We start from the raw sequence: 22794 nt of genomic DNA, 5'->3' as shown, positions 1-22794 counted from the left end.
TTTGTTGGGTTGAAGGGCGGGCAGGATGCCCACCCCACAAGAGGTTAAGTAGCTGGTGGGGCGAACAGGATACCCACCATACAAGGGTCTAAGACACCTTGCCAAGCAACTTTTGTGCTCCAGTGCTTTGCGGCAGAAGTCTGCCTACCCTGTTTAATCCCTGACTTCTTGCTCCTGCTTCCTGGCTTCTGACTCCCTTTGAAGAGTTGTCGAACTGACGGCAAGTTCTATTAGTTTTCTCTACTATCCCTGATTCTTTCCCATGACTCAAACCAATTCTGCTGTCCTTTCAGAATCCATTGCTGATCCGAGTTCGCTCATGCTCCAGGTAACGGGACTCAATGTTTACTATGGGGAGAGCCATATTCTGCGAAACGTTGATCTGTCTGTGCCGAAAGGGCAAATGGTTTGCCTGATTGGGCGAAATGGTGTGGGTAAAACGACAATGCTGAAAACCATCATGGGATTGTTAGCACCGCGCAGTGGCAATATTTTGTTTGATGGTGGTCAATCCATCGTAGGGTTAAGTCCCGATCGCCGCGCCAAGTTAGGGGTTGGCTATGTGCCACAGGGACGTGAAGTCATTCCTCGTCTGACGGTGAAGGAAAATCTGCTGCTGGGTTATGAGGCCAGGGCCAAACGCCCCCGCAATACTCAGGAGATTCCGGAGGAAATTTTTGAGCTATTCCCGGTGCTCAAGGAAATGCTCTCTCGGATGGGGGGTGATTTAAGTGGTGGGCAGCAGCAGCAGTTGGCGATCGCCCGGGCCATTATGGGTAAACCAAAACTGTTAGTGTTGGATGAACCGACTGAAGGAATTCAGCCTTCTATTATTCTGGATATTGAAGCGGCGGTGCGTAAAATTATTGCGGCTACCGGAATTTCAGTATTGTTAGTCGAACAACATCTTCACTTTGTCCGGCAAGCCGATCGCTATTACGCGATGCAAAAGGGTGGAATTGTGGCATCTGGAGCAACCAGTGAATTAAGTAATGAAGTGATTCAACGCTTCCTGGCAGTGTAGCTAAACGTTCGATCGATTAAATCCTTTTATCTGAGTTGGGTTGAGTATGACAATACCCAACTTTTTTTCATGGGATTTGGAACCCACCCTGATACAAAAATGGGATGCTCCCGTTTATTCACAAAATTGATGTCGCAATAAAAGTCGAATTGAGCTTCATTCTTTGGGCATGCAAATTCAATAACCTGAAATTCTTGTGGGGTGGGTAGCGTTTCGACTGAGCGCTCAAGCCGAAGTCTTGCCCGCCCAGTCAGTGAAGTAAAACGTTGCCCAGGTTATTTAATTCCTGAGTCTTGACTCAACTCACGTTTTTTTGTCGATCGTTTTTACTGGTTTAAAAAAGGTTGAAAGATTTGAAAAGGAAGGTATTTAGATTAGAAAAATTTCAAAATCTTGAGGAAAAACAGATGCTTTTTCTGTGTAAAAGCGCACGATAAATCATTTCTTAATGAATTGTATTTTTTGGTTTAACTAACAAAAAACCAAAGCATTTGTGTTAGTGTTCATATATTCAAAAGTTCCGTATTTTGAATACGAAAAGGAGTGTCCTATGCCCCAGGTTCTCTTCAAAGTTGACCTGACCAAACCGATGTCAGAACAGGAACTCGTCGGTCATAACCGATGGCATCCCGATATTCCTGCCGTTGCATCGGTCAATCCGGGAGATATCTTTCGGATTGAATGTAAAGACTGGACAGATGGACAAATTAAGGACAACGATGATCCGAGTGACGTTCAGGATGTTGATCTGACCGTCGTTCACGTTCTCAGCGGCCCAATATACGTTAACGGTGCAGAACCCGGTGATATTTTAGTCGTTGATCTGCTGGATATTGGGGCCCTGCAAGGCGATGAATGGGGCTTCACAGGCATCTTCGCCAGGGAAAATGGTGGCGGCTTTTTAACCGATCACTACCCCAACGCTGCAAAGGCAATCTGGGATCTGCAAGGGATTTACACCAGCTCCCGACATATTCCCGGTGTGCGGTTTGCCGGGATTACTCACCCCGGTTTGATTGGCTGTGCGCCCTCCCACGAACTGCTGGCGAAGTGGAACGCCAGGGAGAAAGCACTGGTGGACAAAGGCCCAACGGGCTGGGGACCCCCCTGGAAACCCGAAATTCCTCCCTATGCTGCCTTGCCGAATCCTCAGAATGCGGTGTTAGGGAGCTTGAAAGGAGCAGAATTCGATCGCGTCGCCGCAGAAGCGGCCCGAACCGTTCCACCCCGCGAGCATGGGGGCAACTGTGACATCAAAAACCTTTCCAGAGGTTCCCGGATTTACTTCCCGGTCTATGTGGACGGAGCCAAGCTATCGATGGGCGATATTCACTTCTCCCAGGGAGATGGCGAGATCTCATTCTGCGGGGCGATCGAAATGTCGGGCTATATCGATCTGCACGTAGACATCGTTAAAGGCGGAGTTGAGAAATACGGCATGGTCAATCCCATCTTCAAACCTGGCCCAGTTGAACCCCGCTATTCCGAATACCTGATCTTTGAAGGGATCTCAGTTGATGAGTTCTCCGGCGAGCAGTACTACCTGGATGCCCATGTCGCCTATCGTCGGGCTTGCTTGAATGCGATCGAATATCTCAAAAAGTTTGGGTTTACCGGCGAGCAGGCTTACTTGTTACTGAGCTGTGCCCCCGTCGAAGGTCGAATCAGCGGCATTGTCGATATTCCCAACGCCTGCTGTACCCTGGCCTTACCCACCGAAATCTTCGACAAAGATATTCTGCCCGTCTGAATCTCCGCCGCATGGTGCTGACTTCCGGCGGCTGGGCACTGACCATCCCAGGTATATCTGCTTCGCTGAGGAAACCCCCTTCTCTTGTCTACGGTGTACACACAAGTCATCTGCTCTAGCCACGACTGGGTTTGATCCTCCCTAACCCTCCTTAAAAAGGAAGGAACCGGATTAGAAGTCCCCCTTTTTAAGGGGGATTTAGGGGGATCTATCAGGGTTTGAGCCTCTCAGCCAAGATCTGTGTACACGGTAGCTTCTCTTGTGGGGTGGGCATCCTGCCCGCCCAGTCATACACCTGCAAAACCTCAGCCATTTCATTCAAGATCAATCCCCTTTCTAAACCCAACCAGAGGAAAACCCCATGCCACTCTACGACTTTCGCTGCGACACCTGTGGTGAATTTGATGCCTGGCGTACCCTCGCTGAAGCCACTGACCCCATGCCCTGCCCTGGTTGTAACACGATCGCCAAACGCATCTTCTCCGCCCCCAACATCAGCCTCAACTCCGGTAGCCTGTCCCGCTACAGCAAAGAACCCCGTCTAGTCAAAAAAGCCGATCGCCAGCCTTCCACTCCCAAACACAGCAGTTCCCAGGGCAGTAGACCCTGGATGATTAGTCATTAAAACTCAAGTTAATCATTAACCAAATCTCTTGTGGGATGGGCATCTTGCCCGTCCCAACTCAACCTTTACACAAATACACACGATCGCTCCACCGCCTGATTCAACAATCGCTTATAGGCTCGATTGCCGATGATGTAGGAACCGAATCGTTCCAGGTGAGGGTTTGTCATTTGGGCATCGAATAACAGAAAGCCCCTCGATCGCAAATGTTCGACCAGCCTCACCATCGCCACCTTAGAGCCTTCTGGAATCTGGTAGAACATCGATTCGCCAATAAACGCCCCACCGATCGCCAGTCCCAAAATTCCGCCTGCCAGTTGATTGCCCTGCCAGGTTTCAAAGCTGTGGGCCCATCCCGTCAAATACAGTTCCCAGTAAATCTCTTTCAAATCCGTTGAGATCCAGGTTTTATCCCGATTCGCACAGCCATTGACGACCGCCTGAAAGTCCCGGTTGATCGCCACCGTAAAGCGATCTTGGTTCAGTATCCGCTGCAAAGATTTGGGGTAGCGAAAGCGATCGTCCAGTGGAATTAAAGCCCTTTCTTGACTGGAATACCACCCCAGGTTGCCGCCCATCTCATCTGCCATCAAGAAATACCCCTGGGCGTAGCCTTTAATGATGCTGGGAATGTCATACTGAAACTGAGTCACCGTTAGGAACCAACGTCGCGCGATCGAATGACGCTAGCTTAACACCGTTGGTATATCGTAAACCGGAAGAATCGCCGATGGCTGAACCCATTCAAGCAATTACCCTTTCCCCTGTCGAAGATCCCCAGCAAGAGGGCGAATGGCTTCGTGCTACCCTTCAGCAATGGTTGGATCAGGAATTTCTTCCAGAAACCGTCAATCAGGAGATTGCAGAACGAGCCGCTCAGGTCTTTGTTCGCCACCGCATGGAAGGTGAGAATGACCTGGGTTCTCTCGTCATTGCGATCGTCACTGAAATGCAGGCATTTGACTTTTCCCAGAGCTTCTACAGCGAATTCGCAGTGGCAAACGCAGTCAGCGATCTGATTTTGCAAAGTCTGGGAATTGACAATCGGTGTTGTGGGCAGGGAGAGGAAGAGGAGTGAGCAGTGGGGCTTCTGCCGTCAGCCTCAGCCCAATGGAAGGAGGAGGGATCGCGGAACGTGGGCGTAAGCCTAAGTGAAGAGGACATTTGAACTCCGGACAACCTTGATCTCCGATCCCTGTTTTTCAAGTTCTGTATCTTAATTAACAGAAAACTATTAGGTTATCTTCAGGTTGTTAACAGTTGAAGCGGTTTGATTCTGATAAGATTAGCTTGAAACGTGCAAGCGCAAGGGATTTTATGCCTCCAACTATCACGCTAGAGGAGATGAAGTTTCAGCAGGATGTTAACCTTGGGCGGGTACTCCTGGTTGAGGATGAGGAACTGATTCGGGAAGCCATCACCTTTGCCCTGACCGAAGAAGGATATGACGTGGTTGTGGCTGAGGATGGTCGGCAGGGTCTGGATTTGATTGGTAAAGGATCAAGCAAAGACTTTCACTCGTCAGGCAAGCTTCAATTTGACCTAATCATTCTGGACTTGATGCTGCCCTATGTGAATGGCTTAGATCTATGCCGTTTGGTACGTCATGAAGGCAATAGCATCCCGATTTTGATGCTGAGCGCGAAGGGAACTGAAACCGATCGCGTCGTTGGCTTAGAAGTTGGCGCAGATGATTATTTGTCTAAACCCTTTGGGATGCGGGAACTGATTGCTCGGTGTCGGGCTTTGCTGCGTCGTCATCGTCATTCCCAGGTGCAAATGTCAGATTCAACGTTGCGGTTTCATGACATTATTTTGTATCCCCAGGAGTGTCGAGTGACGGTACGAGGGGAAGAGATTAACCTTTCACCGAAGGAGTTTCGGATCCTGGAGCTTTTCATGTCTCACCCGCGCCGAGTTTGGTCACGGGATCAGCTAATTGAGCGGATCTGGGGCCCGACTTCATGGGGGACAGCAAGACGGTGGATGTGCACATTCGCTGGTTGCGTGAAAAATTAGAGCTTGATCCGAGTCGTCCTGAATACCTGTTGACGGTACGAGGATTTGGTTATCGATTTGGGTAGATTTCATTCGAGCGAAATAGGATAGAAGTTGTCGGGCATAGAGCGTTAATTGCTAAAGTGAAGTGAGTTCCTAATCGAGCCGGCATTTTAAAGCGGGACTTAAAATGTCGCTAAGTCCTGTCAGTGAACCCTTCCCCCAACTGCTTACCTAGTGGCAATCCTGGAGTTTTTTCTCGGGCTATCGATCGGTCTAACCGGATTATGGTGGCAGCACTCGCGTTCTGAAGTCCGGTTGAGACGAGTGTTGCGGAATTTGCAGTCGGATGTGCTGGAGTCGTCTTTTCCCCCATCTAGCCAGCTAGCCCTTGCTATTGCGCAGCAGCAAAAGGTGCATCAGCAACTGCGGCAGACGATTCAAATCTACGATGAGGTGTTACACAAAGCACCGATCGGCTATTTGCAAGTGGATGATGAAAGCCGCCTGATCTGGTGTAACGATCCGGCAAGGCAACTGTTGGGCATTTGTCAGGAAACGTCTCCGCAAAAGCCAAGACTGTTGCTGGAACTGGTGCGCTCCTATGAGCTGGATGATTTGATTGAAAAAACTCGGGAAGCGGAAGCCCCCTGTCAGGTGGACTGGATCTTTTACCCGGTCAATGCTGATCCATCCCAACTGACAGAGCAAGAGTCCTACGCGCTGCGAGGCTATGGGTTGCCCTTGCCCGACCATCAGGTTGGGATTTTTCTGGAAAGTCGGCAGGAAGCCGTTTCCCTGATCCAACGGTACGATCGCTGGGCTTCGGATATTGCCCACGAACTCAAAACGCCCCTGACTTCGATTCGTCTGGTGGCCGAAACCCTTCAGTACCGCCTGGATCCATCGCTGAAAACCTGGGTCGATCGCCTGATTAATGAAACGATTCGCCTTAGTACCCTGGTTCAAGACCTGTTGGACTTAAGCCGACTCCAGCGCGATGCATCTCACGGGTTGAATTTAAAGACGGTTGATCTAGTTGAGCTGATTCATGCCGTTTGGAGCAGCCTGGAACCCCTGGCCCAGAAACGCCAGATTCACCTGGACTATGATGGCCCCGATCGCCTGCTCGTTCAACTCGACGAAGGGCGAATGCACCAACTGCTGGTGAATTTAATCGACAATGCGATTAAGTACAGCCCCCCCCAGCAAATGATTCAGGTGCAGCTTTGGGTGGAATCAGTTTCTGTCCCAGAAGCTTCTGCCAAAGAAGGTTACACTGAAGAAAAGCAGGTTTGCCTGGATGTAATTGACTGTGGTTCGGGCTTTGCTGAAAAAGATCTGCCCTATGTATTCGATCGCTTTTATCGGGCGGATCTGTCCCGCGCTCGGAGCGCCATGACTCCCGGTTCGGCTTCCATCTCTGATCTGGCGGAGGGCAGCATGGCTTCCCCTACAGCCTCAGAGCCAGGAAGTATTAGAGCTGGCAGTTCACCAATTCCGCAGGGAGGTAGCGGATTAGGGTTGGCGATCGTCCGGCAAATTGTTGAAGCCCATCAGGGCAGGGTCAGGGCCAGCAACCATCCTGAAACGGGAGGGGGTTGGCTACGGGTGCGCCTGCCACTCCATCTTTAGACCGCTACACCCCTGAAATGGATGCGTCTAAAATTCTTTTTTGGAAAATAATTCTCTTTAATCGCCCTACTGTTCTGTCGCCGCTTATTGTAATATTTGTACATAATCTCTTTTAGGACATCCTTGGTTGATTACGGCTTCTGCCGATCTTGCACTGATTCATCTTGCACCTGTTTATCCAGTCTGTCCTATGGCTGAACGGTTACAAAAAATTCTATCCCAGTGGGGAATCGCTTCTCGTCGTCAGGCTGAGCAGATGATTTTGGCTGGGCGGGTACAGGTGAATGGAGCAGTGGTGCAATTAGGGCATCAAGCCAATCCAGAAGTGGATCAGATTGAGGTGGATGGGCAGCAAATTCAGCCCGCCGATCGCCCGCCTCTGGTTTATTTACTGCTCCACAAACCTTTAGGTGTTGTGTCTACCTGTGATGATCCTCAAGGTCGGACAACGGTGCTGGATCTGTTATCGCCTGCGCTGCGGTATCAGAGCGGCATTCATCCGGTCGGGCGTTTGGATACTGACTCGACGGGAGCATTACTGCTGACTAACGATGGCTCCCTTACCTTCCGGCTGACTCATCCTCGTCATTCGGTTCCCAAGACGTATCACGTTTGGGTGCAGGGGCATCCTACCCTCGCTACCCTCGATCGCTGGCGGCAGGGGGTGTTCTTGGATGGCGAACAGACGCGAACCGCTGAAGTCAGGGTTTTAGACCGGAGCAATCCTCATCAAACCCTGCTGGAAGTGGTGCTGCGGGAGGGAAAAAATCGGCAGATCCGACGGGTCGCTGAATTGCTTGGGCATCCTGTACTGAAGCTCCATCGAGTATCCATTGGCTCGATTCAGCTAGGTTGCTTACCGGGTGGTCAATATCGCAGCTTGAGGAAAACTGAAGTTGAGTTCCTGAAAACTCAGGCGGAGGCAAAGCCGGAGGGACTGCCAAAGGCACTGCCAAAGACACTGCCAGAAAAACTGCCAGAAGAAAAACTGCCAGAAAACCTGTCTTCGTCGTCTAGTCCGCGCAAATCCTATCCCCCATCTTCTCCCCGCAGGTAACTCCCCAAAGGCGATCGATTTCGGATAGAACTGATCTGGTGAGAGAGTGTCAATAAGGCTACACGGTATGACTCAGCAAAGGCTAATTATGACTAAGGATGCTTCCCGATTACGACAAGAGCAAGTTGAGCGGCTCTGTGAGATTGGTGCGTATCTGCGGCAAGTCCGGGAACGGTATGGACTATCGCTGGATGAAGTGGCGACCCAAACCATGATTCAGGCACGGCTTTTGCGGGCGATCGAGGAGGGTAGTCTGGAAAAGCTGCCGGAACCCGTTTATATCCAGGGTTTTATTAAGCTATACGCCGATGCCCTGGAGTTGGACGGCAACGAATTTGCTGATGCCTTTCCCACGGAAAAGCAAATGCGGGTCGCGCAAACATCGACCTGGAAGGATTCTCCAGCGGCCCAACTGCGTCCCCTTCACCTCTACCTGGCCTACGTTGTCCTGATTATGGCTTCCGTGAGCCTGCTGTCCCACTTGGTTAGCCGATCGTCTCCTGAAACCGTTACAAGCGTTCGTCCCCTGACCACCAGTGAACTTGCCTCCCCTGAAGCCCCTTCCCCCATCCCTTCCCCTTCTCCCACCCCAGATGGGGCAAATCGCCCTCCCAATGATCCCAGTCGTCCGGTGCGGGTAGATGTCACCTTAACGGCCCAGTCCTGGATGCGCGTTGTGATTGATGGCTCGACTGAATTTGAAGGGGTACTGCCGGAAGGAACGGAAGAAACCTGGATGGGAACTAGCCAAATTATCGTCCGTGCGGGGAATGCGGGTGGAGTTATGGTATCCCATAATCAAGGGCAAGCAGAACGAATGGGCGCACCCGGCGCGGTTGAGGAAAGAGCCTATACGTTGAGCCAGGAGTCTGCTCGATTGCCGTAGGGAGTGGGGAGTAGGGAAGTAGGAAAGTAGGAAAATAAAATTCAGGTTTGAATAATGGTACGTGGTGATCAAATCTATGTAATGCGGCCCTTGATGGGAATGGATGGGGTGTACGAACATCACGGTATTGACTGTGGCGATGGAACGGTGATTCATTACTCCAAGCGGGGAGATGAACCGACGATCGCCCGAACCTCCCACGAAGTGTTCTCATGGAATCGTCCTGTTTTTGTCAAGCAGTACACTACGGCCTATATGCCGGATGTGGTGGTTGAACGGGCAGAGAGTCGGCTGGGTGAACGACGGTATGACCTGATGAACAATAACTGTGAGCATTTTGCGACCTGGTGTAAGGTGGGGCGTAATGAGAGCAAGCAGTTGACTGAATACGGGCTGGATGTGCGACGGCTGGATCCATTTGCCTCGCGTCAGTGGATTCGGGAAGCGGAAGAGGGGGATCCTATGAAGGCCATAGCCCTTTACAATCAGGCGATGGGCAACCTGACGGTAACGCAGAATCAGCTTCAGGCCCAGTACAATCAGGCTCAGGATCAGGTATTGACGTGGCATCGCACGGCTGATCTGGCACTGAAGCAGGGACGGGAAGATTTGGCGCGAGCAGCTCTGGAACGAAAAGTAAAGTTTAAGCGAGAAGCAGAGAAAATTCAAAATCAACTGGCTCAACTGATCGAAACTCAGGAAACCTTAAAGCGCAATACGACAAGCCTGAGGCAAAAACTCGTTTGATCGACTGATCGACTTCCGTAGCGCAGTCCTCTTACCTGCCAGATCGAGGTGCTGTACCGGCGTTCTAGCTGCAAGGCTACAAGCGCACCTACACCTGGACTGCACGCGCAGTAGGACACAGCCTCAGAGTTGCTCCCTGAAGTACAGCCGATACAGCTCACAGCCTGGTTTAGCCCAATTAGATTCCAACTGAATCAGTCCCATGCTTTCTAACTTGTAGGCCGTCAGTGCATTCAGTTGTACCGCTTCCTCTGAGTGCACCACCTGCCACATGGTTTGGGACAAAATCGGATTGCTTTGCAGCGTGGCCAGGTGTCCTCGCAAATGATGCCCATAGATTCCGGTGGAGGCAGGCGCAAACTTGAGCAAATCCTCCATGCAGGTTTCCCCGTGCCGCAAATGGTAAAACGCTAAATTCACCAAATAGGGATGTCCACCCGTCATGGCATAGAGGGGAGCCAACTGTTCCGCGCCTGAAGGATCGCCTGCCCAGCTTAACCCGTAGCGCAGAGCCAGGGTTTGGGCTTGCTCCAGGGTGAAAGGGGGCAATTTGATCGATAGACCCACATTGAAGGGGGACTGATTGAGCTTGAGCGGGACATAAACCTCAGTAGCGTGAACGAGTACGAGCCGTAGCTTCTGCCAGGTCTGGTTTTGTTTGGCCAGTTCATGCCAGGAGCGCAGCATGGGTAAAAAATCTTGAGCGATCTCAGGATGCTCAAACACCTGATTTAGCTCATTTAAGGCAATGACGATCGGGCGATCGACATGTTCAAGCAGGTAGTAAGTGAAGTACATCTTGCAGCTAATTTTGCTGCCCATTTCCTCATCCCAATAGTCTTCCAGTTTGGTAACTAGTTGTAGTTGCCGACTGACATTGGCACAAAACCAGCGTAGAAATCGATCTAATGATGAGAAAACGGCCTGTTCTGCCTCTTGAAAGTCCAAATGAACCGTCAGATAGTCCAGATTTTGAGCATAATCCAGGACACGATTCAGAAGTGAACTCTTGCCCATTTGTTTGGGAGCCTTGAGCCGGATCACGCAGGCGGACTGAGCAATCTCAGAATAGGCTAAGGACTCGATCGGCGGCCGTTCGATGTAGAGGGGAGAGGTGACGGGCAACGGGCCGCTGGGAAAGCTGATTGGCGTATCCACTTGAACCGAGGCCGGGGGGACAGGTACACGATCTGAATCCGGGGCCGATGGGAATGATCCGTTTGGAGGTGATGAGCTTTGATCCGGTCGATCCTGATGGGGTGAGTCTTGCTCCGAAGCTTCTGGATTCCAGTGCACCTGGCTCGATTGGCTCAATACAAGCTGGAAGTTTTTCTTAGTAACTCGCTCTCCCAGTGCCTCAGACAAATCCTGCCATAGCCGCGACCCTACTTCCTTGATGTACTCGCTGCCATAGCCAGAATCTTTTGCCATTTCGCTGTAGGTTTGCCCTAGCCACGACTGGCGAAAAATGAACTTCTCAATCGTACTGAACTGTTGGTCGGGCAGAATTCGCTCAACGGTCGCTAGAATTTTCTCAAAATCCATAGGGCAAGGAATTAAAACCCCACTTTTTTGCCAGCATCGTGCGATCGGTTGTGACGATGGGCTGCTAGCAGTCTATGTCTCTACCCAAATCATACATCCTGCTCCTATGCTCAACGGGATGTTCGGTTCATCTGAGAAAAACGTTGTGGGAAAACACGCTATGGGAAAAAAAATACGACAAAAAATAACGCGGATGATACTACTGCAACTCACCCTCTACCGCTCCCCCAGAGTAAAGGAACCAGTAGAGGGTTTACCATTGGTGGGAGAGGTTGGAGGGTGAGAATTGTAGAGTGTAAAGAATAAAAGTTGATTTCGGAGGAACGGGTTACTCTGTGGGACGGAATGGATTCTGCCCAATCCCCAACTCTCGTTTGCTGCGCTTTAACTGTTTCCAGAGCGACTTAATTTGGTCAAACGATTCTTCTGGAGTGAGTTTCCCATTGCTCTGCAAACCAGAAATGAGACTAACTCGGTTGGCAAATTCCTGCAAGTTTGCGTTAAATACCAAGTTTTCTGGCTTAACTGCGCCGCGATAGCTTCCTCTTGGATATAAAAATTCTGAACGATCCATCGCTTACTCCCACTGGTCGAATAACTCTGATGTACTTTAAGACGTTTCCACAAAGACGCTCCTTGGCGTTTTGAAGTTTTCCAACCCCAACGGGGGGTTAACCGCCGCTTAACTCAAGCTAATCTCTATTTAACCTAATCTTAACTCAGGGTTTGTGCAAGGCCGATCGCTAAAAATCTATCTTTGTAGGCAATGGCAGTTGATACCTGATTCACTCTCCTGCATCTTCTTATGATGGTAAGAAACAAGCTCCTTCGGAAAGTAGGAGACAATTGCGGAAGAATTTCCTGATAGTGCTCCAAATTTCCGCAACTCTACTGAACGTTCTGCTACAAACCGAAACATAGAAGCTGCACACGTTGAAAACAGTGACCGCTACAATGATGGAGCCTGCGCAAAACGAACTTATATTCCAACTGCAACGAATAAGGTTAACTCATGACCGTTCGCCAGAAGCTCTACGAAGGGAAAGCCAAGATCATCTACGTTACAGATGATCCTAATATTTTGCTAACGCACTTTAAAGATGATGCGACAGCATTTAATGCTCAGAAGCGGGGCAGTATCGTTGGCAAGGGCGAAATGAACTGCGCAATTTCATCTCACCTGTTTCAGCAACTCGAAGCAAGGGGAATTCGCACCCACTGGATCGATCGCCCCAGTCCCAACGAAATGCGGGTGAAAGCAGTAAAAATTTTGCCGATCGAGGTCGTTGTCAGGAACATTGCAGCCGGTAGTCTCTGTCAACAAACAGGAATCCCACTGGGAACGGTTCTTCAACAACCCTTGGTGGAGTTTTACTACAAAAACGACGATTTAGGTGATCCGCTGCTAACGCTTGATCGGCTGCTGTTGCTTGAACTGGCGACTCCTGAACAGGTTGACCAACTTCGCGCAACTGCCCTTCAGATTAATCAACTGCTTTCTGAGTTTTTTCAGAATTGTGATATCACCCTGGTCGATTTTAAGTTGGAGTTTGGGCTGGATGCTACCGGAGACTTACTCCTCGCCGATGAGATTAGCCCGGATACCTGTCGTCTATGGAATCAGGCCGTTACTGACCCAACCCAGCGCGTGATGGACAAAGATCGGTTCCGTCATGACTTGGGGAACGTCGAAGATGCCTATCGGCAGGTGCTAGACAGGGTACTGGCACAGCCAATCCAACCGTAGAATAACCCAATGCTGTAGAATGTCTCAGTCTGAAATCTTTGTTAAATCTTTGAGATCGGACTTGAGATTTTATCTCAAAGCAGTGGATTGATATTGTTTTATCCTCGCGGCAATTAGTCGTGTGGTGTGTACGGACGTGGCGAGAATCTAGACAGTATGCGTTTTTCTCCGATTTTACTGGCAGTGTTAGCTGCTTCTGCAACTCTTGGTTTAATCCGCCCTGCCGAGGCTCAGACATCTCATTCGGCGGAGCAGGATGGGACTGTCAGCCGTCCGGACGCGCTGACGACAAACGCCGCAGGGCCAACCGAAGCATCCTCTGATGTGGCAACAACGGTTGCTTTACCGGAGCGATTGACCGTTGAGTTTCTCAATCAAGGTTCGATTGCCCAGACCCTGCTGGCTCAGGATATTCCAGAGCCAGTTCCCAGCGTTCCTGCTGAGGCGATCGAAGAAGAAGGGGCCCCTCCTGCCCCGACTGAAACGCCCATTGAAGATACACCTGACCGTCTGGAGTTTGAACTGACCGATCCACCCCCGGAAACGGATCTGGAGGTTGTGCCGCCCATTGAGGAAGCACCGCCTATTGAGGAAGCACCCCTGACTCCAGAAACGCCTGCTGTTCCTGGGGTTCCAGGTACGCCACCGCCCACCACTCAACCGCCCGCTCCACAAGAAGAGGTTCGGGTGCTGGTTGCTGAGGTGTTAGTGGTTGGCGCAGAGGGGGAACTGCTCGATCGAGTGTTTCAGGTGATTCGGACTCGTCCAGGACAGACGACAACGCGCGCCCAACTCCAGGAAGATATTAATGCTATCTTTGCCACTGGCTTTTTCTCCAATGTGCGGGCCGTTCCCGAAGATACGCCTCTGGGGGTTCGCGTCACCTTTGATGTGGCTCCGAACCCAGTTCTTCAGTCGGTGCAACTATCGGGCAGTGTGCTGGAAACGCTAACTGTTGAAGAAGAAGAAGTGCCGATTCAGGAGGCGGTTGACAGCATTTTTGCGCCTCAGTATGGGCAGATTCTGAACCTGCGCGACTTACAGTTTGGCGTGGAGGCATTGAATCAGCTTTACGAAGAGAGTGGCTACGTGCTGGCTCAGGTGGTGGGGGCACCCCAAATTTCGCCGGATGGGGTCGTGGTGCTGGAAGTGGCCGAAGGGATCATTGAGGATATTCAAATTCGCTTCCTCGATCGAGAGGGTCAGGCGGTCGATGAAGAAGGTGAGCCGATTCGAGGCCGCACCCGCGACTTTATCATTACCCGCGAATTTGCCTCTCAGCCGGGAGATGTGTTTAATCAACAGCAGATTCAGGCAGACCTCCAGCGGGCGTTTGACCTGGGAATCTTTGAAGATCTCAGCATTTCCCTGAGTCCAGGAACCGATCCCCGTCAGGTTAATGTGGTTGTAAACGTGACGGAGCGCAATACAGGCTCCTTTGCCGCAGGGTTGGGGATCAGTTCGGCAAGCGGCATCTTTGGTACGGTGAGCCTTCAGGAAACCAACTTGGGGGGGAACAACCAGCGGGTGAATGCAGAGGTGCAGATCGGGCAGCGCGACTTACTGTTTGATCTCAGTTTTACCGACCCCTGGATTGGCGGTGATCCTAACCGGACTTCCTATACGGTGAATGCCTTTGGTCGGCAGTCTCGATCGCTGGTCTTTGAAGGGCCGGATGAAGATCTGCGGTTGCCGAACGACGATCGCCCTCGAATCCGCCGCTTAGGTGGAGGAGTTACCTTTGGTCGTCCCCTTGACGACAACTGGTTCGCCTCAGCCGGACTGCAGTATCAGCGGGTTTCGGTGCGCGACCTGGATGGTGATGTCAGTCCAATCAGTGAATTTGGGACGCTCTTGAGTTTTGACGAGTCGGGGCAGGATGACCTGTTTACGGTGCAATTCGCTGCGAACCAGGATCTGCGGAATAGCCCGACTCAACCAACCAGTGGTTCAGCCCTCCGCTTAAGTACAGAGCAATCTGTTCCGATCGGGAATGGGGCCATCCTGTTTAATCGACTCCGCGCCAGCTACAGCTATTTCATCCCAGTCCGATTCACTAACTTCACCCAGGGTTGTCGGGTGGAGGATCCCACTCCCGCTCAGTGTCCTCAAACCGTCGCGCTCAACTTGCAAGGGGGGACGATTCTGGGGGATCTGCCACCCTATGAAGCATTCGCCCTGGGAGGAACCGATTCGGTGCGGGGCTACGGCGCAGGAGAATTATCCAGCGGACGCAGTTTCCTGCAATTGACGGCAGAATATCGCTTCCCGATTTTCTCTATTGTTGGTGGAGCCTTGTTTGTTGATTTTGGTACGGATCTGGGAACCGCAGATAATGTGCCCGGATCACCAGGGGAGCTACTGGACAAACCTGGCTCAGGGCTGGGCTATGGGGCTGGGGTGCGAGTGCAGTCGCCTTTGGGACAAATTCGGGTGGATTTTGCCATCAATGACCAGGGAGACAACCGGATTCATTTTGGGATTGGTGAACGTTTTTAGGGGGCATCAGCATGAATGAAGGGGCGGGGAATGGAATGTTGAGTTCGCAACAGCACACCCTGGCGGCTGAGTTCGATCGCGCTGGAATTGGGCTGCACTCTGGGCAGGTAGCGACGGTGCGAGTCTGTCCGGCTGCTGTGGGGGAAGGACGCTATTTTGTGCGGAGGGACTTACCAGATTCGCCAATCATTCCGGCAACGGCAGCGGCAGTTCATCAAACCACCCTATCCACCGAAATTGCCCAGGCAGGAGCGACTGTCCGAACGATCGAACATCTGCTAGCGGCTTTGAGTGGAGCTGGGGTGGACAATGCCCGAATTGAAATCAGTGGCTCAGAAGTGCCCCTTCTGGATGGTTCGGCTCTGGGCTGGGTTGAGGCGATCGAGCAGGCGGGAATTGTTCCTCAGTCGGCTCCTCGCTCCACCATTCATTTGAGGGAACCGATCTGGATTCGGGAGCAGGATGCCTTTGTTGCAGCCCTGCCGTCTGATCAGGTGCGGTTTACCTACGGGATTGATTTTGATTTACCGGCGATCGGTAATCAGTGGTATAGCTGGTCGCCCAGTCAGGAGTCCTTTGCTGAGTCCATTGCCCCGGCTCGTACCTTTTGTTTAGACTATCAGGTCGAACAATTACGCCAAAGTGGTTTGATCAAAGGTGGTAGTCTGGATAATGCCCTGGTTTGTGGTCAAAAAGGATGGTTAAATCCACCTTTGCGATTTTCAAATGAGCCAGTGCGTCATAAACTTTTAGACTTAGTAGGAGATATGAGTTTGTTGGGTGTTTTACCTCAGATTCATGTGTTGGCCTATAAAGCCAGCCATCGCTTGCATACTCGACTCGCCCAGCAGTTAACTCAAGCCCTACAGTCTACCTAGACGCTATCCAAAACTGAATGAAGTTTCTGGGTAGGACATTCAATCTCCCATTTCTTTTATTGTTTTTCCAGCCCTACCAAACCTTTGCTCATGGCTACATTGACTGACGCTGATACAACGACAACTCATCTTGAAACGGATGCCGATCAATTGGATACAGACGATCAGGCTGCCACTGTTTTAGCGGTTGAAGAAATTCACCGCCTGCTGCCCCACCGCTATCCTTTTTCACTGGTGGATCGGGTGATTCGGTATATTCCTGGCAAGCTGGCAGTGGGCATTAAAAACGTAACTTTTAACGAGCCGCATTTCCAGGGGCACTTTCCTGGACGACCGATTATGCCTGGTGTGCTAATTGTGGAGGCGATGGCCCAGGTGGGCGGCGTAGTGCTCACCCAAATGCCTGAATTCCCTGAGAATGGTTTATTTATGTTTGCGGGAATTGATAAAGTCCGGTTTCGTCGTCCTGTCGTTCCGGGAGATCAGTTGATTATGACCGTTGAGTTGCTATCCATCAAACGTCGCCGCTTTGGTAAGATGCAGGGCCAGGCAATGGTGGATGGACAACTGGCCGCCGAAGGTGAGTTGATGTTCTCGCTGGTGGATGCTTAATTGGATCTTTAATCGGTTGAGAGCCATCCATGCTTTGGTTCAAGGATTTGGTTCAAGGATACCATCCCCATTTTTGCCGATGCCCGAATCCTACGATTGCTCCTTGTTTTCCTGAATCTCCAGCTTTATTTCTCCTTAATCCTCCGATCGCAGTGAACTGCTCTAACCACCTGAAACTGCACTGCTAACTATTCACCCCTTCTACCCCTCCTGCCTTGACCACCCTCATTCACCCTACTGCTGTTATTCATCCCAAAGCGGAACTGCATCCCACAGTGCAGGTCGGTGCCTATGCTGTTATTGGCGAATATGTGAAAGTTGGAGCCGGAACGACGATCGGGCATCATGTCGTGTTGGAGGGCAATACAGAGATTGGTTGCCGAAATCGCATTTTTCCAGGCGCGGCGATCGGGCTAGATCCTCAGGATTTGAAATACGATGGCTCCCTCAGCCTGGTAAAAATTGGGGATGATAACACCATCCGTGAGTATGTGACGATCAACCGGGCCACACGCGCGGAGGAAGCCACGGTCATTGGCGATGGCAATTTGCTGATGGCCTACGTTCACGTTGCCCATAACTGCGTCGTGGAAAATCAGGTGGTGATTGCCAGCGGGGTGGCTTTGGCGGGTCATGTTCATCTGGAGTCGAGGGTGACGATCGGCGGGGTGCTGGGCATCCATCAGTTTGTTCGGGTGGGACGGTACGCGATGGTGGGCGGGATGAGCCGGATCGATCGAGATGTGCCACCCTATATGTTGGTGGAAGGGAATCCGGCACGGGTGCGATCGCTGAATCAGGTCGGGCTAAGGCGATCGGGGATTGCCGAAGAGGATCAGGGGCGGACGTTTCAAGCGTTGAAAAAAGCATTTCGGATTCTTTACCGCTCTGGATTGCCGTTTAATCAGGCCTTAGAGGAGCTGGATCTGTTGCCCGATAGTGAACATATGCAACACCTGCGGCAATTTCTGCGCCTCAGTCAATCCTCCACTCGTCGAGGCTTAATTCCAGGGAAGGGAAGAAGAGTGAAGGATGAAGGATAGTCCTCGCATCTGCCAAATTTTTATCAGCACGGGTGAAGTATCCGGGGATCTCCAGGGTTCGCTGTTGATTCAAGCCCTGCAGCGGCAGGCGGCAGCTCTAGATCTCCAGTTAGAAATTTCTGCCCTGGGCGGGCAACGGATGCGGGCAGCAGGGGCAAAGCTACTGGCGGATACCAGCGCGATCGGCTCGGTGGGTTTGTTTGAGTCCTTACCCTATGTGGTGTTTACCCTGCGGCTCCAGCGGCAAGTCAGGCGTTATTTACGACAACACCCGCCGGATCTGTTGGTGATGATTGACTATGGCAGTCCGAATCTGGCGATGGGTCAGTTTGTTCGCAGTCAATTACCCCAGGTGTCTACGGTCTACTACATCGCTCCCCAGGAGTGGGTCTGGTCAGTAACTCGCCGCAATACCCAGGAAATTATTCGGGTCAGCGATCGAATTCTGGCGATTTTTCCGGCGGAAGCAACCTATTACGAAGCGCAGGGGGGTAGCGTGTCCTGGGTGGGGCATCCCCTGGTCGATCGGATGCAGGCGGCTCCCGATCGAGTGTCAGCCCGGCAAACGTTGGGGATTTCACCCGAACAGTTGACGATCGCCCTGATTCCCGCTTCCCGGCAGCAGGAAGTTAAGTATGTTCTGCCCGTGATTTTTGCGGCGGCTCAACAGATTCAGGCGAAGTTACCTGGGGTGCAGTTCTGGATTCCCCTGGCCCTGGAGCGATATCGTCCGGCAGTCGAACAAGCGATTCAGGACTATGGACTACAAGCCCAGGTGCGCACCGATCCCTCCCAAACCATCATTGCCGCGGCCGATCTGGTAATTGCTAAATCGGGCACAGTGAATCTGGAAACGGCCTTGCTGAATGTGCCCCAGGTGGTTCTGTATCGGCTTAATCCAGTTACCGCCTGGATTGCAGAACACGTTCTGAAATTCTCCGCCCCCTTTGTGTCGCCCCCCAATCTGGTGCTGATGGAGCCGATCGTGCCAGAGTTTTTGCAGTATCAAGCCACCCCCGATCGTATCGCGCAGGAAGCTTTAGAACTGTTGCAAAATCCCGGTCGTCGGCAGCAAATGTTGTCGGATTACGAGCGAATGCGGCGAAAGCTGGGAGAGGTGGGCGTGTGCGATCGGGCAGCTATGGAAATTTTAAAACCGCTTGTGTAATATCCTTCCACAGCCATGAGGCGAGATGCAATTTTCTATCAAATCTTTAAGCGATCGCCCCGGTTGTTGTTTGATCTGGTGCCGTATCCGCCTGCGAATCCTGGGGATTATCGATTTGAGTCGGTGGAGGTTAAGGAACCGTCATTTCGGATCGATGGCGTGTTTTTGCCACCGGATGATGCTGCGCCCAAGGTTGTCTTTTTTGCTGAGGTGCAGTTTCAGAAAGATGAGGCGTTGTACCGTCGATTTTTTTCGGAGGTACTGCTGTATCTTTATCGCAATCGATTGAGCTATGACGATTGGTATGGGGTGTTGCTGTTTGCCTCGCGGAGTTTGGAACCCCAGGATCAGCAAACTCATCGATCGCTGCTGAATGGTGAGCAGGTGCAACGGGTCTACCTGGATGAGTTGGGGACGATTGAAGCGCAACCTCTGGGAATTCAGTTGATGCAGTTGACGATCGCCTCAGAGTCGGAAATGGTGGAGCAGGCCCAGCGGTTGTTAGAGCAAGTTCGGGAAGAGGGAATTGCCCAGGAGGAGATAATAGAAGTAATTACAACGATCGTCGTTTATAAATTTGTCAATCTAAGTCGAGAAGAGGTGGAAGCCATGCTGGGCATCAATTTAGAAGATGTACGGGTTTTGCGAGAAGCCAAAGAGGAGGGTCGGCAGGAGGGTCGGCAGGAAGGTCGGCAGGAGATGCTAGCGGCAGCAGTGCCCCTCTTGTTGCAGGCAGGTTTAACGATCGAGCAAATTGCTCAACAGCTTCAAGTTTCGGTGGATGAAATTCAGCAAGTTCAAGCCGATCGTTCTTCCTGATCTGTTCTTTCTGATCGACGATTCCCCGAAGTTGTTTTACAGGTAATGCAAGCGAGGCGATCGATGACAGTAACCCTTACTCCCCCACTCAATGGTGTTGTTTTGAGAGGCATCCATTGGGATACGTTTCAGGCGTTAGTGCACGATCTGGAATCGCAGCCCAGCAAGCGATTGACCTATGACAACGGAGTTTTAGAGATCAGAATGCCGCTACCACCGCACGAACGCTACAAGAAGTGGCTGGGTCGTTTAGTAGAGTTGGTGACTGAAGAATTAGAAATTGAGATTAGTAGTTTGGGTTCTTGCACCTGGAGCCGCCAGGATCTACAGAAGGGCATCGAACCGGATGAATGCTATTACATTCAGAATGAGGCTGCCGTGCGTGGCAAGGATGTAATTGATTTAACAATTGACCCACCCCCTGATCTAGCGATTGAGGTCGATAAGACCAGCAGTTCGATCGATCGCCTGGGCATTTATGCGGCGTTGGGTGTACCGGAGGTGTGGCGCTATGATCTTCAGTCTGTCACGCTTCTAGTGCTGAGGAACGGTACCTATCAAACCCATGACCGATCGCTGGCACTGCCGATCATAACGGCTGAGACGTTACAAACGTTGTTGGAACAAGCTGCAAAAATGGGCGAAACCAGTTGGGTGAAACAGGTGCGGCAATGGGTGAGAGAACAGCGGTAGAAGATTGAATCACATTGGAGTCATCCCCATGACGATCACAGTCCCCATTCATAGGATCGAACTGGCACCTGGCAGTCTAGTGAGCATTCACAACCTCTCCTGGCAGGATTTTGAATCGCTGCTGCTGGAGCTTGGAGAGAAGCGAAATACCCGCGTCGCATATTACCAGGGCACTCTAGAAATCATGTCGCCGCTTGCGCTGCACGAACGTCATCACCGCATTATTGCTGACATTCTGAAGGCAATTCTCGATTCTCAAAACCGCAACTGGGAGGATTTTGGTTCTACCACCCTCAAGCGTCCGCAGGTGGCTGGGATTGAACCCGATACCTGCTTTTATATTCAAAATGCTGATGTTGTACAGGGTTGCACTGATCTGGATCTGGCGAGCTATCCCCCTCCCGATCTGGCTATTGAGGCAGATGTCACTTCAACGACGACTATCAGTGCCTATGAAGCTATGCAAGTTCCTGAAGTTTGGGTTTATCGTAATCATCAACTCAAAATCTACGTACTCGAAAATAGCACTTACCGCGAGGTTGTTGTCAGCCCCACCCTTCCCGATTTTCCCCTGATTAATTGGATTCCACAACTGGTACAACAGGCGATTGATCAGGGCACAAGCCGGATGTTGCGAGCACTGAGAACTCAACTGAAATCGAACCAGGCATGAGCTGAGAAGTTGGGCAACGTAAAAGATTTTTTGTGAAATCAGTCTTTGCGTCGATCGAATTATTTATTTGTATAGATTCCCTGAGGATTTGAATTCGCTAGATTGGCTTTACAGCGTTAGATAGAACGATTTAACCAACTGCTGCATTTTCCACTTTTGCACATCCAGCGATTGCGATCGCTCTCACGTTCTAACGTTCCAGCTCTACTGAATTCGACCTCACTCATCTTCTCGCCATGCGCCGCAAGGTTAAAAAGCGTTCCCTGCAACGCTATCTTCGATCAGCTATTGTTTCAGACCCGATAGAATCCGCTAAAGCTGCGGGTTTGCGGTATGTGTCGGACGATCGCCCCGGCATCCGACGACGACGATGTGGCAAAGGGTTTACCTATTTTGATGTGAAGGGCGATCGGATTCGGGATCCGGAAGAAGTGCAGCGGATCAAGTCGATCGCCGTACCGCCTGCCTACGAGGATGTGTGGATTTGTTCGTTGGAGAATGGGCACTTGCAAGCTACCGGACGGGATGCCAAAGGCCGGAAACAGTATCGCTATCATCCCCTGTGGCGCACCATTCGGGATCAAACTAAATTCACTCGAATGCTGATTTTTAGCAAAGCCCTGCCAGCGATTCGGGAGCGGATTGCTGAGGATTTGTCGCGGCGAGGACTGCCGAAAGAAAAAGTATTGGCGGCAGTCGTGCAACTGATGGAACTAACGCGAATTCGGGTGGGGAACGAAAGCTATGCGCGGGAAAATGATTCCTACGGCATGACCACGCTCCAGGATGAGCATGTGGATGTTTCGGGATCTAAACTGCGATTTCAGTTCCGGGGCAAAAGCGGGATTGAGCATGATATTCAGCTCACCGATCGCCGACTGGCCAAAATTGTCAAACGCTGTCAGGAATTACCAGGACAGGACTTATTTCAATACGTTGATGAAGACGGAGCCTATCAAACGATCGGCTCCAGCGATGTCAATGATTATTTAAGGGAAATTACTGGACAGGACTTTACTGCAAAGGACTTTCGGACGTGGGCCGGGAGTGTTTTAGCTGCGTCTCAACTCGTTGAAATCGGAGCATTCACATCCCAAACAGCAGGCAAGAAGAACGTGACTCAGGCAATTAAAGTGGTGGCGCAACACCTGGGAAACCGTCCCGCCACCTGTCGTAAATACTATGTGCATCCTGCGATCGTGGATGCCTACCTCAACGAAACGCTGCATTCGGTCATGGAAAAACATCTGCAACTAGAAGTAGATGTCCCCTATGGGTTGCGCTGTGAAGAACTGGCAGTCGTGGCCATTCTGGAGCAAAAGATTGTTCAGGAAATGGAACCGCTGCTGGCTCGATCGTCTTAGTTTCGTTTAACTTCATCCCGTTTCATCAGGA

General features: G+C 51.3%; 21 protein-coding genes and 1 pseudogene. 19 read left to right on the top strand and 3 right to left on the bottom strand.

Features of this window, described 5'->3' with window-relative positions; translation table 11 throughout:
• Nucleotides 1-319: 319 nt before the first annotated feature.
• The 3 genes from urtE to ACM1PF_RS01450 all read left to right on the top strand — a co-directional run bounded on the left by urtE (nt 320) and on the right by ACM1PF_RS01450 (nt 3399).
• A complete protein-coding gene (gene urtE / locus ACM1PF_RS01460) occupies nt 320-1024 on the top strand; it encodes an urea ABC transporter ATP-binding subunit UrtE (protein WP_416676532.1) in 705 nt (234 codons plus the stop codon).
• A gap of 550 nt (nt 1025-1574) precedes the next feature.
• Nucleotides 1575-2774 (top strand): formamidase, encoded by a 1200-nt coding sequence (gene fmdA, locus ACM1PF_RS01455; RefSeq protein ID WP_416671787.1) that lies wholly within the window; start codon nt 1575-1577, stop codon nt 2772-2774.
• A gap of 361 nt (nt 2775-3135) precedes the next feature.
• A complete protein-coding gene (locus tag ACM1PF_RS01450) occupies nt 3136-3399 on the top strand; it encodes an FmdB family zinc ribbon protein (RefSeq protein WP_416671784.1) in 264 nt (87 codons plus the stop codon).
• Nucleotides 3400-3464: 65 nt separating this feature from the next.
• Here the strand turns inward: ACM1PF_RS01450 and aat are convergent, their stop codons facing one another.
• A complete protein-coding gene (aat, locus tag ACM1PF_RS01445) occupies nt 3465-4052 on the bottom strand; it encodes a leucyl/phenylalanyl-tRNA--protein transferase (RefSeq protein ID WP_416671782.1) in 588 nt (195 codons plus the stop codon).
• A gap of 77 nt (nt 4053-4129) precedes the next feature.
• Here aat and ACM1PF_RS01440 point away from each other — a divergent pair, with 77 nt between their 5' ends.
• The 6 genes and pseudogenes from ACM1PF_RS01440 to ACM1PF_RS01415 all read left to right on the top strand — a co-directional run bounded on the left by ACM1PF_RS01440 (nt 4130) and on the right by ACM1PF_RS01415 (nt 9722).
• Nucleotides 4130-4477 carry a hypothetical protein gene (locus ACM1PF_RS01440; RefSeq protein WP_416671781.1) on the top strand — a complete coding sequence of 116 codons (348 nt, stop codon included), beginning with the start codon at nt 4130-4132 and terminating at the stop codon, nt 4475-4477.
• Between the two features lie 239 nt (nt 4478-4716).
• A pseudogene (locus tag ACM1PF_RS01435) lies at nt 4717-5483 on the top strand (response regulator transcription factor).
• Between the two features lie 151 nt (nt 5484-5634).
• Nucleotides 5635-7032 carry a sensor histidine kinase gene (locus ACM1PF_RS01430; RefSeq protein WP_416671779.1) on the top strand — a complete coding sequence of 466 codons (1398 nt, stop codon included), beginning with the start codon at nt 5635-5637 and terminating at the stop codon, nt 7030-7032.
• A 190-nt stretch (nt 7033-7222) separates the two neighbouring features.
• Nucleotides 7223-8089 carry a pseudouridine synthase gene (locus tag ACM1PF_RS01425; RefSeq protein WP_416671776.1) on the top strand — a complete coding sequence of 289 codons (867 nt, stop codon included), beginning with the start codon at nt 7223-7225 and terminating at the stop codon, nt 8087-8089.
• Between the two features lie 88 nt (nt 8090-8177).
• Nucleotides 8178-8975, top strand: a complete 798-nt coding sequence (locus ACM1PF_RS01420) for a helix-turn-helix domain-containing protein (RefSeq protein ID WP_416671774.1) — start codon at nt 8178-8180, stop codon at nt 8973-8975.
• Nucleotides 8976-9029: 54 nt separating this feature from the next.
• Nucleotides 9030-9722: a lecithin retinol acyltransferase family protein gene (locus tag ACM1PF_RS01415; protein ID WP_416671773.1), complete on the top strand. Its 693-nt coding sequence runs from the start codon at nt 9030-9032 to the stop codon at nt 9720-9722.
• Nucleotides 9723-9845: 123 nt separating this feature from the next.
• On the opposite strand, the gene ACM1PF_RS01410 is transcribed toward ACM1PF_RS01415, so the two are convergent.
• Together ACM1PF_RS01410 and ACM1PF_RS01405 are read right to left on the bottom strand one after the other, a co-directional pair.
• The gene (locus ACM1PF_RS01410; RefSeq protein ID WP_416671771.1) at nt 9846-11267 is read right to left on the bottom strand and encodes an AAA-like domain-containing protein; all 1422 of its coding nucleotides are present in this window, start codon (nt 11265-11267) and stop codon (nt 9846-9848) included.
• Between the two features lie 328 nt (nt 11268-11595).
• A complete protein-coding gene (locus ACM1PF_RS01405; RefSeq protein ID WP_416671768.1) occupies nt 11596-11841 on the bottom strand; it encodes a DUF7219 family protein in 246 nt (81 codons plus the stop codon).
• Between the two features lie 438 nt (nt 11842-12279).
• Here ACM1PF_RS01405 and purC point away from each other — a divergent pair, with 438 nt between their 5' ends.
• The 10 genes from purC to ACM1PF_RS01355 all read left to right on the top strand — a co-directional run bounded on the left by purC (nt 12280) and on the right by ACM1PF_RS01355 (nt 22763).
• Nucleotides 12280-13014, top strand: a complete 735-nt coding sequence (gene purC, locus ACM1PF_RS01400) for a phosphoribosylaminoimidazolesuccinocarboxamide synthase (protein ID WP_416671765.1) — start codon at nt 12280-12282, stop codon at nt 13012-13014.
• A 156-nt stretch (nt 13015-13170) separates the two neighbouring features.
• The gene (locus ACM1PF_RS01395) at nt 13171-15513 is read left to right on the top strand and encodes a BamA/TamA family outer membrane protein (RefSeq protein ID WP_416671762.1); all 2343 of its coding nucleotides are present in this window, start codon (nt 13171-13173) and stop codon (nt 15511-15513) included.
• 35 nt (nt 15514-15548) lie between these two features.
• The gene (lpxC, locus tag ACM1PF_RS01390) at nt 15549-16391 is read left to right on the top strand and encodes a UDP-3-O-acyl-N-acetylglucosamine deacetylase (RefSeq protein ID WP_416676530.1); all 843 of its coding nucleotides are present in this window, start codon (nt 15549-15551) and stop codon (nt 16389-16391) included.
• A 90-nt stretch (nt 16392-16481) separates the two neighbouring features.
• Complete coding sequence (gene fabZ / locus ACM1PF_RS01385; protein WP_416671759.1) at nt 16482-17003, top strand: 3-hydroxyacyl-ACP dehydratase FabZ; 522 nt, start codon at nt 16482-16484, stop codon at nt 17001-17003.
• Nucleotides 17004-17218: 215 nt separating this feature from the next.
• Nucleotides 17219-18046, top strand: coding sequence for an acyl-ACP--UDP-N-acetylglucosamine O-acyltransferase (gene lpxA / locus ACM1PF_RS01380; protein WP_416671757.1), 828 nt, complete (start codon nt 17219-17221; stop codon nt 18044-18046).
• Nucleotides 18036-19214 carry a lipid-A-disaccharide synthase gene (lpxB, locus tag ACM1PF_RS01375; protein ID WP_416671755.1) on the top strand — a complete coding sequence of 393 codons (1179 nt, stop codon included), beginning with the start codon at nt 18036-18038 and terminating at the stop codon, nt 19212-19214. Before lpxA ends, lpxB begins: the two co-directional genes overlap by 11 nt.
• Before the next feature lie 15 nt (nt 19215-19229).
• Nucleotides 19230-20033, top strand: coding sequence for an Rpn family recombination-promoting nuclease/putative transposase (locus ACM1PF_RS01370; protein ID WP_416671754.1), 804 nt, complete (start codon nt 19230-19232; stop codon nt 20031-20033).
• 63 nt (nt 20034-20096) lie between these two features.
• Nucleotides 20097-20726, top strand: coding sequence for a Uma2 family endonuclease (locus ACM1PF_RS01365; protein WP_416671752.1), 630 nt, complete (start codon nt 20097-20099; stop codon nt 20724-20726).
• A gap of 28 nt (nt 20727-20754) precedes the next feature.
• Nucleotides 20755-21399, top strand: coding sequence for a Uma2 family endonuclease (locus ACM1PF_RS01360; protein ID WP_416671749.1), 645 nt, complete (start codon nt 20755-20757; stop codon nt 21397-21399).
• A gap of 236 nt (nt 21400-21635) precedes the next feature.
• Complete coding sequence (locus tag ACM1PF_RS01355) at nt 21636-22763, top strand: DNA topoisomerase IB (protein ID WP_416671747.1); 1128 nt, start codon at nt 21636-21638, stop codon at nt 22761-22763.
• The last annotated feature ends 31 nt before the right edge of the window (nt 22764-22794 follow it).

Origin of the sequence: Egbenema bharatensis FJBBOT/2019, from assembly GCF_048077055.1 — a bacterium.
Classification (GTDB): domain Bacteria; phylum Cyanobacteriota; class Cyanobacteriia; order Elainellales; family Elainellaceae; genus Egbenema; species Egbenema bharatensis.
This window is presented reverse-complemented; position numbering and strand designations above follow the sequence as displayed.

What these genes read in the sequence shown, in the direction of transcription:
- urtE (WP_416676532.1), top strand. Translation starts at nt 320, where the DNA reads ATGCTCCAGGTAACGGGACTCAATGTTTACTATGGGGAGAGCCATATT.
- fmdA (WP_416671787.1), top strand. Translation starts at nt 1,575, where the DNA reads ATGCCCCAGGTTCTCTTCAAAGTTGACCTGACCAAACCGATGTCAGAA.
- ACM1PF_RS01450 (WP_416671784.1), top strand. Translation starts at nt 3,136, where the DNA reads ATGCCACTCTACGACTTTCGCTGCGACACCTGTGGTGAATTTGATGCC.
- ACM1PF_RS01440 (WP_416671781.1), top strand. Translation starts at nt 4,130, where the DNA reads ATGGCTGAACCCATTCAAGCAATTACCCTTTCCCCTGTCGAAGATCCC.
- ACM1PF_RS01425 (WP_416671776.1), top strand. Translation starts at nt 7,223, where the DNA reads ATGGCTGAACGGTTACAAAAAATTCTATCCCAGTGGGGAATCGCTTCT.
- ACM1PF_RS01420 (WP_416671774.1), top strand. Translation starts at nt 8,178, where the DNA reads ATGACTAAGGATGCTTCCCGATTACGACAAGAGCAAGTTGAGCGGCTC.
- ACM1PF_RS01415 (WP_416671773.1), top strand. Translation starts at nt 9,030, where the DNA reads ATGGTACGTGGTGATCAAATCTATGTAATGCGGCCCTTGATGGGAATG.
- ACM1PF_RS01410 (WP_416671771.1), bottom strand. Translation starts at nt 11,267, where the DNA reads ATGGATTTTGAGAAAATTCTAGCGACCGTTGAGCGAATTCTGCCCGAC.
- ACM1PF_RS01405 (WP_416671768.1), bottom strand. Translation starts at nt 11,841, where the DNA reads ATGGATCGTTCAGAATTTTTATATCCAAGAGGAAGCTATCGCGGCGCA.
- purC (WP_416671765.1), top strand. Translation starts at nt 12,280, where the DNA reads ATGACCGTTCGCCAGAAGCTCTACGAAGGGAAAGCCAAGATCATCTAC.
- ACM1PF_RS01395 (WP_416671762.1), top strand. Translation starts at nt 13,171, where the DNA reads ATGCGTTTTTCTCCGATTTTACTGGCAGTGTTAGCTGCTTCTGCAACT.
- lpxC (WP_416676530.1), top strand. Translation starts at nt 15,549, where the DNA reads ATGTTGAGTTCGCAACAGCACACCCTGGCGGCTGAGTTCGATCGCGCT.
- fabZ (WP_416671759.1), top strand. Translation starts at nt 16,482, where the DNA reads ATGGCTACATTGACTGACGCTGATACAACGACAACTCATCTTGAAACG.
- lpxB (WP_416671755.1), top strand. Translation starts at nt 18,036, where the DNA reads ATGAAGGATAGTCCTCGCATCTGCCAAATTTTTATCAGCACGGGTGAA.
- ACM1PF_RS01370 (WP_416671754.1), top strand. Translation starts at nt 19,230, where the DNA reads ATGAGGCGAGATGCAATTTTCTATCAAATCTTTAAGCGATCGCCCCGG.
- ACM1PF_RS01365 (WP_416671752.1), top strand. Translation starts at nt 20,097, where the DNA reads ATGACAGTAACCCTTACTCCCCCACTCAATGGTGTTGTTTTGAGAGGC.
- ACM1PF_RS01360 (WP_416671749.1), top strand. Translation starts at nt 20,755, where the DNA reads ATGACGATCACAGTCCCCATTCATAGGATCGAACTGGCACCTGGCAGT.
- ACM1PF_RS01355 (WP_416671747.1), top strand. Translation starts at nt 21,636, where the DNA reads ATGCGCCGCAAGGTTAAAAAGCGTTCCCTGCAACGCTATCTTCGATCA.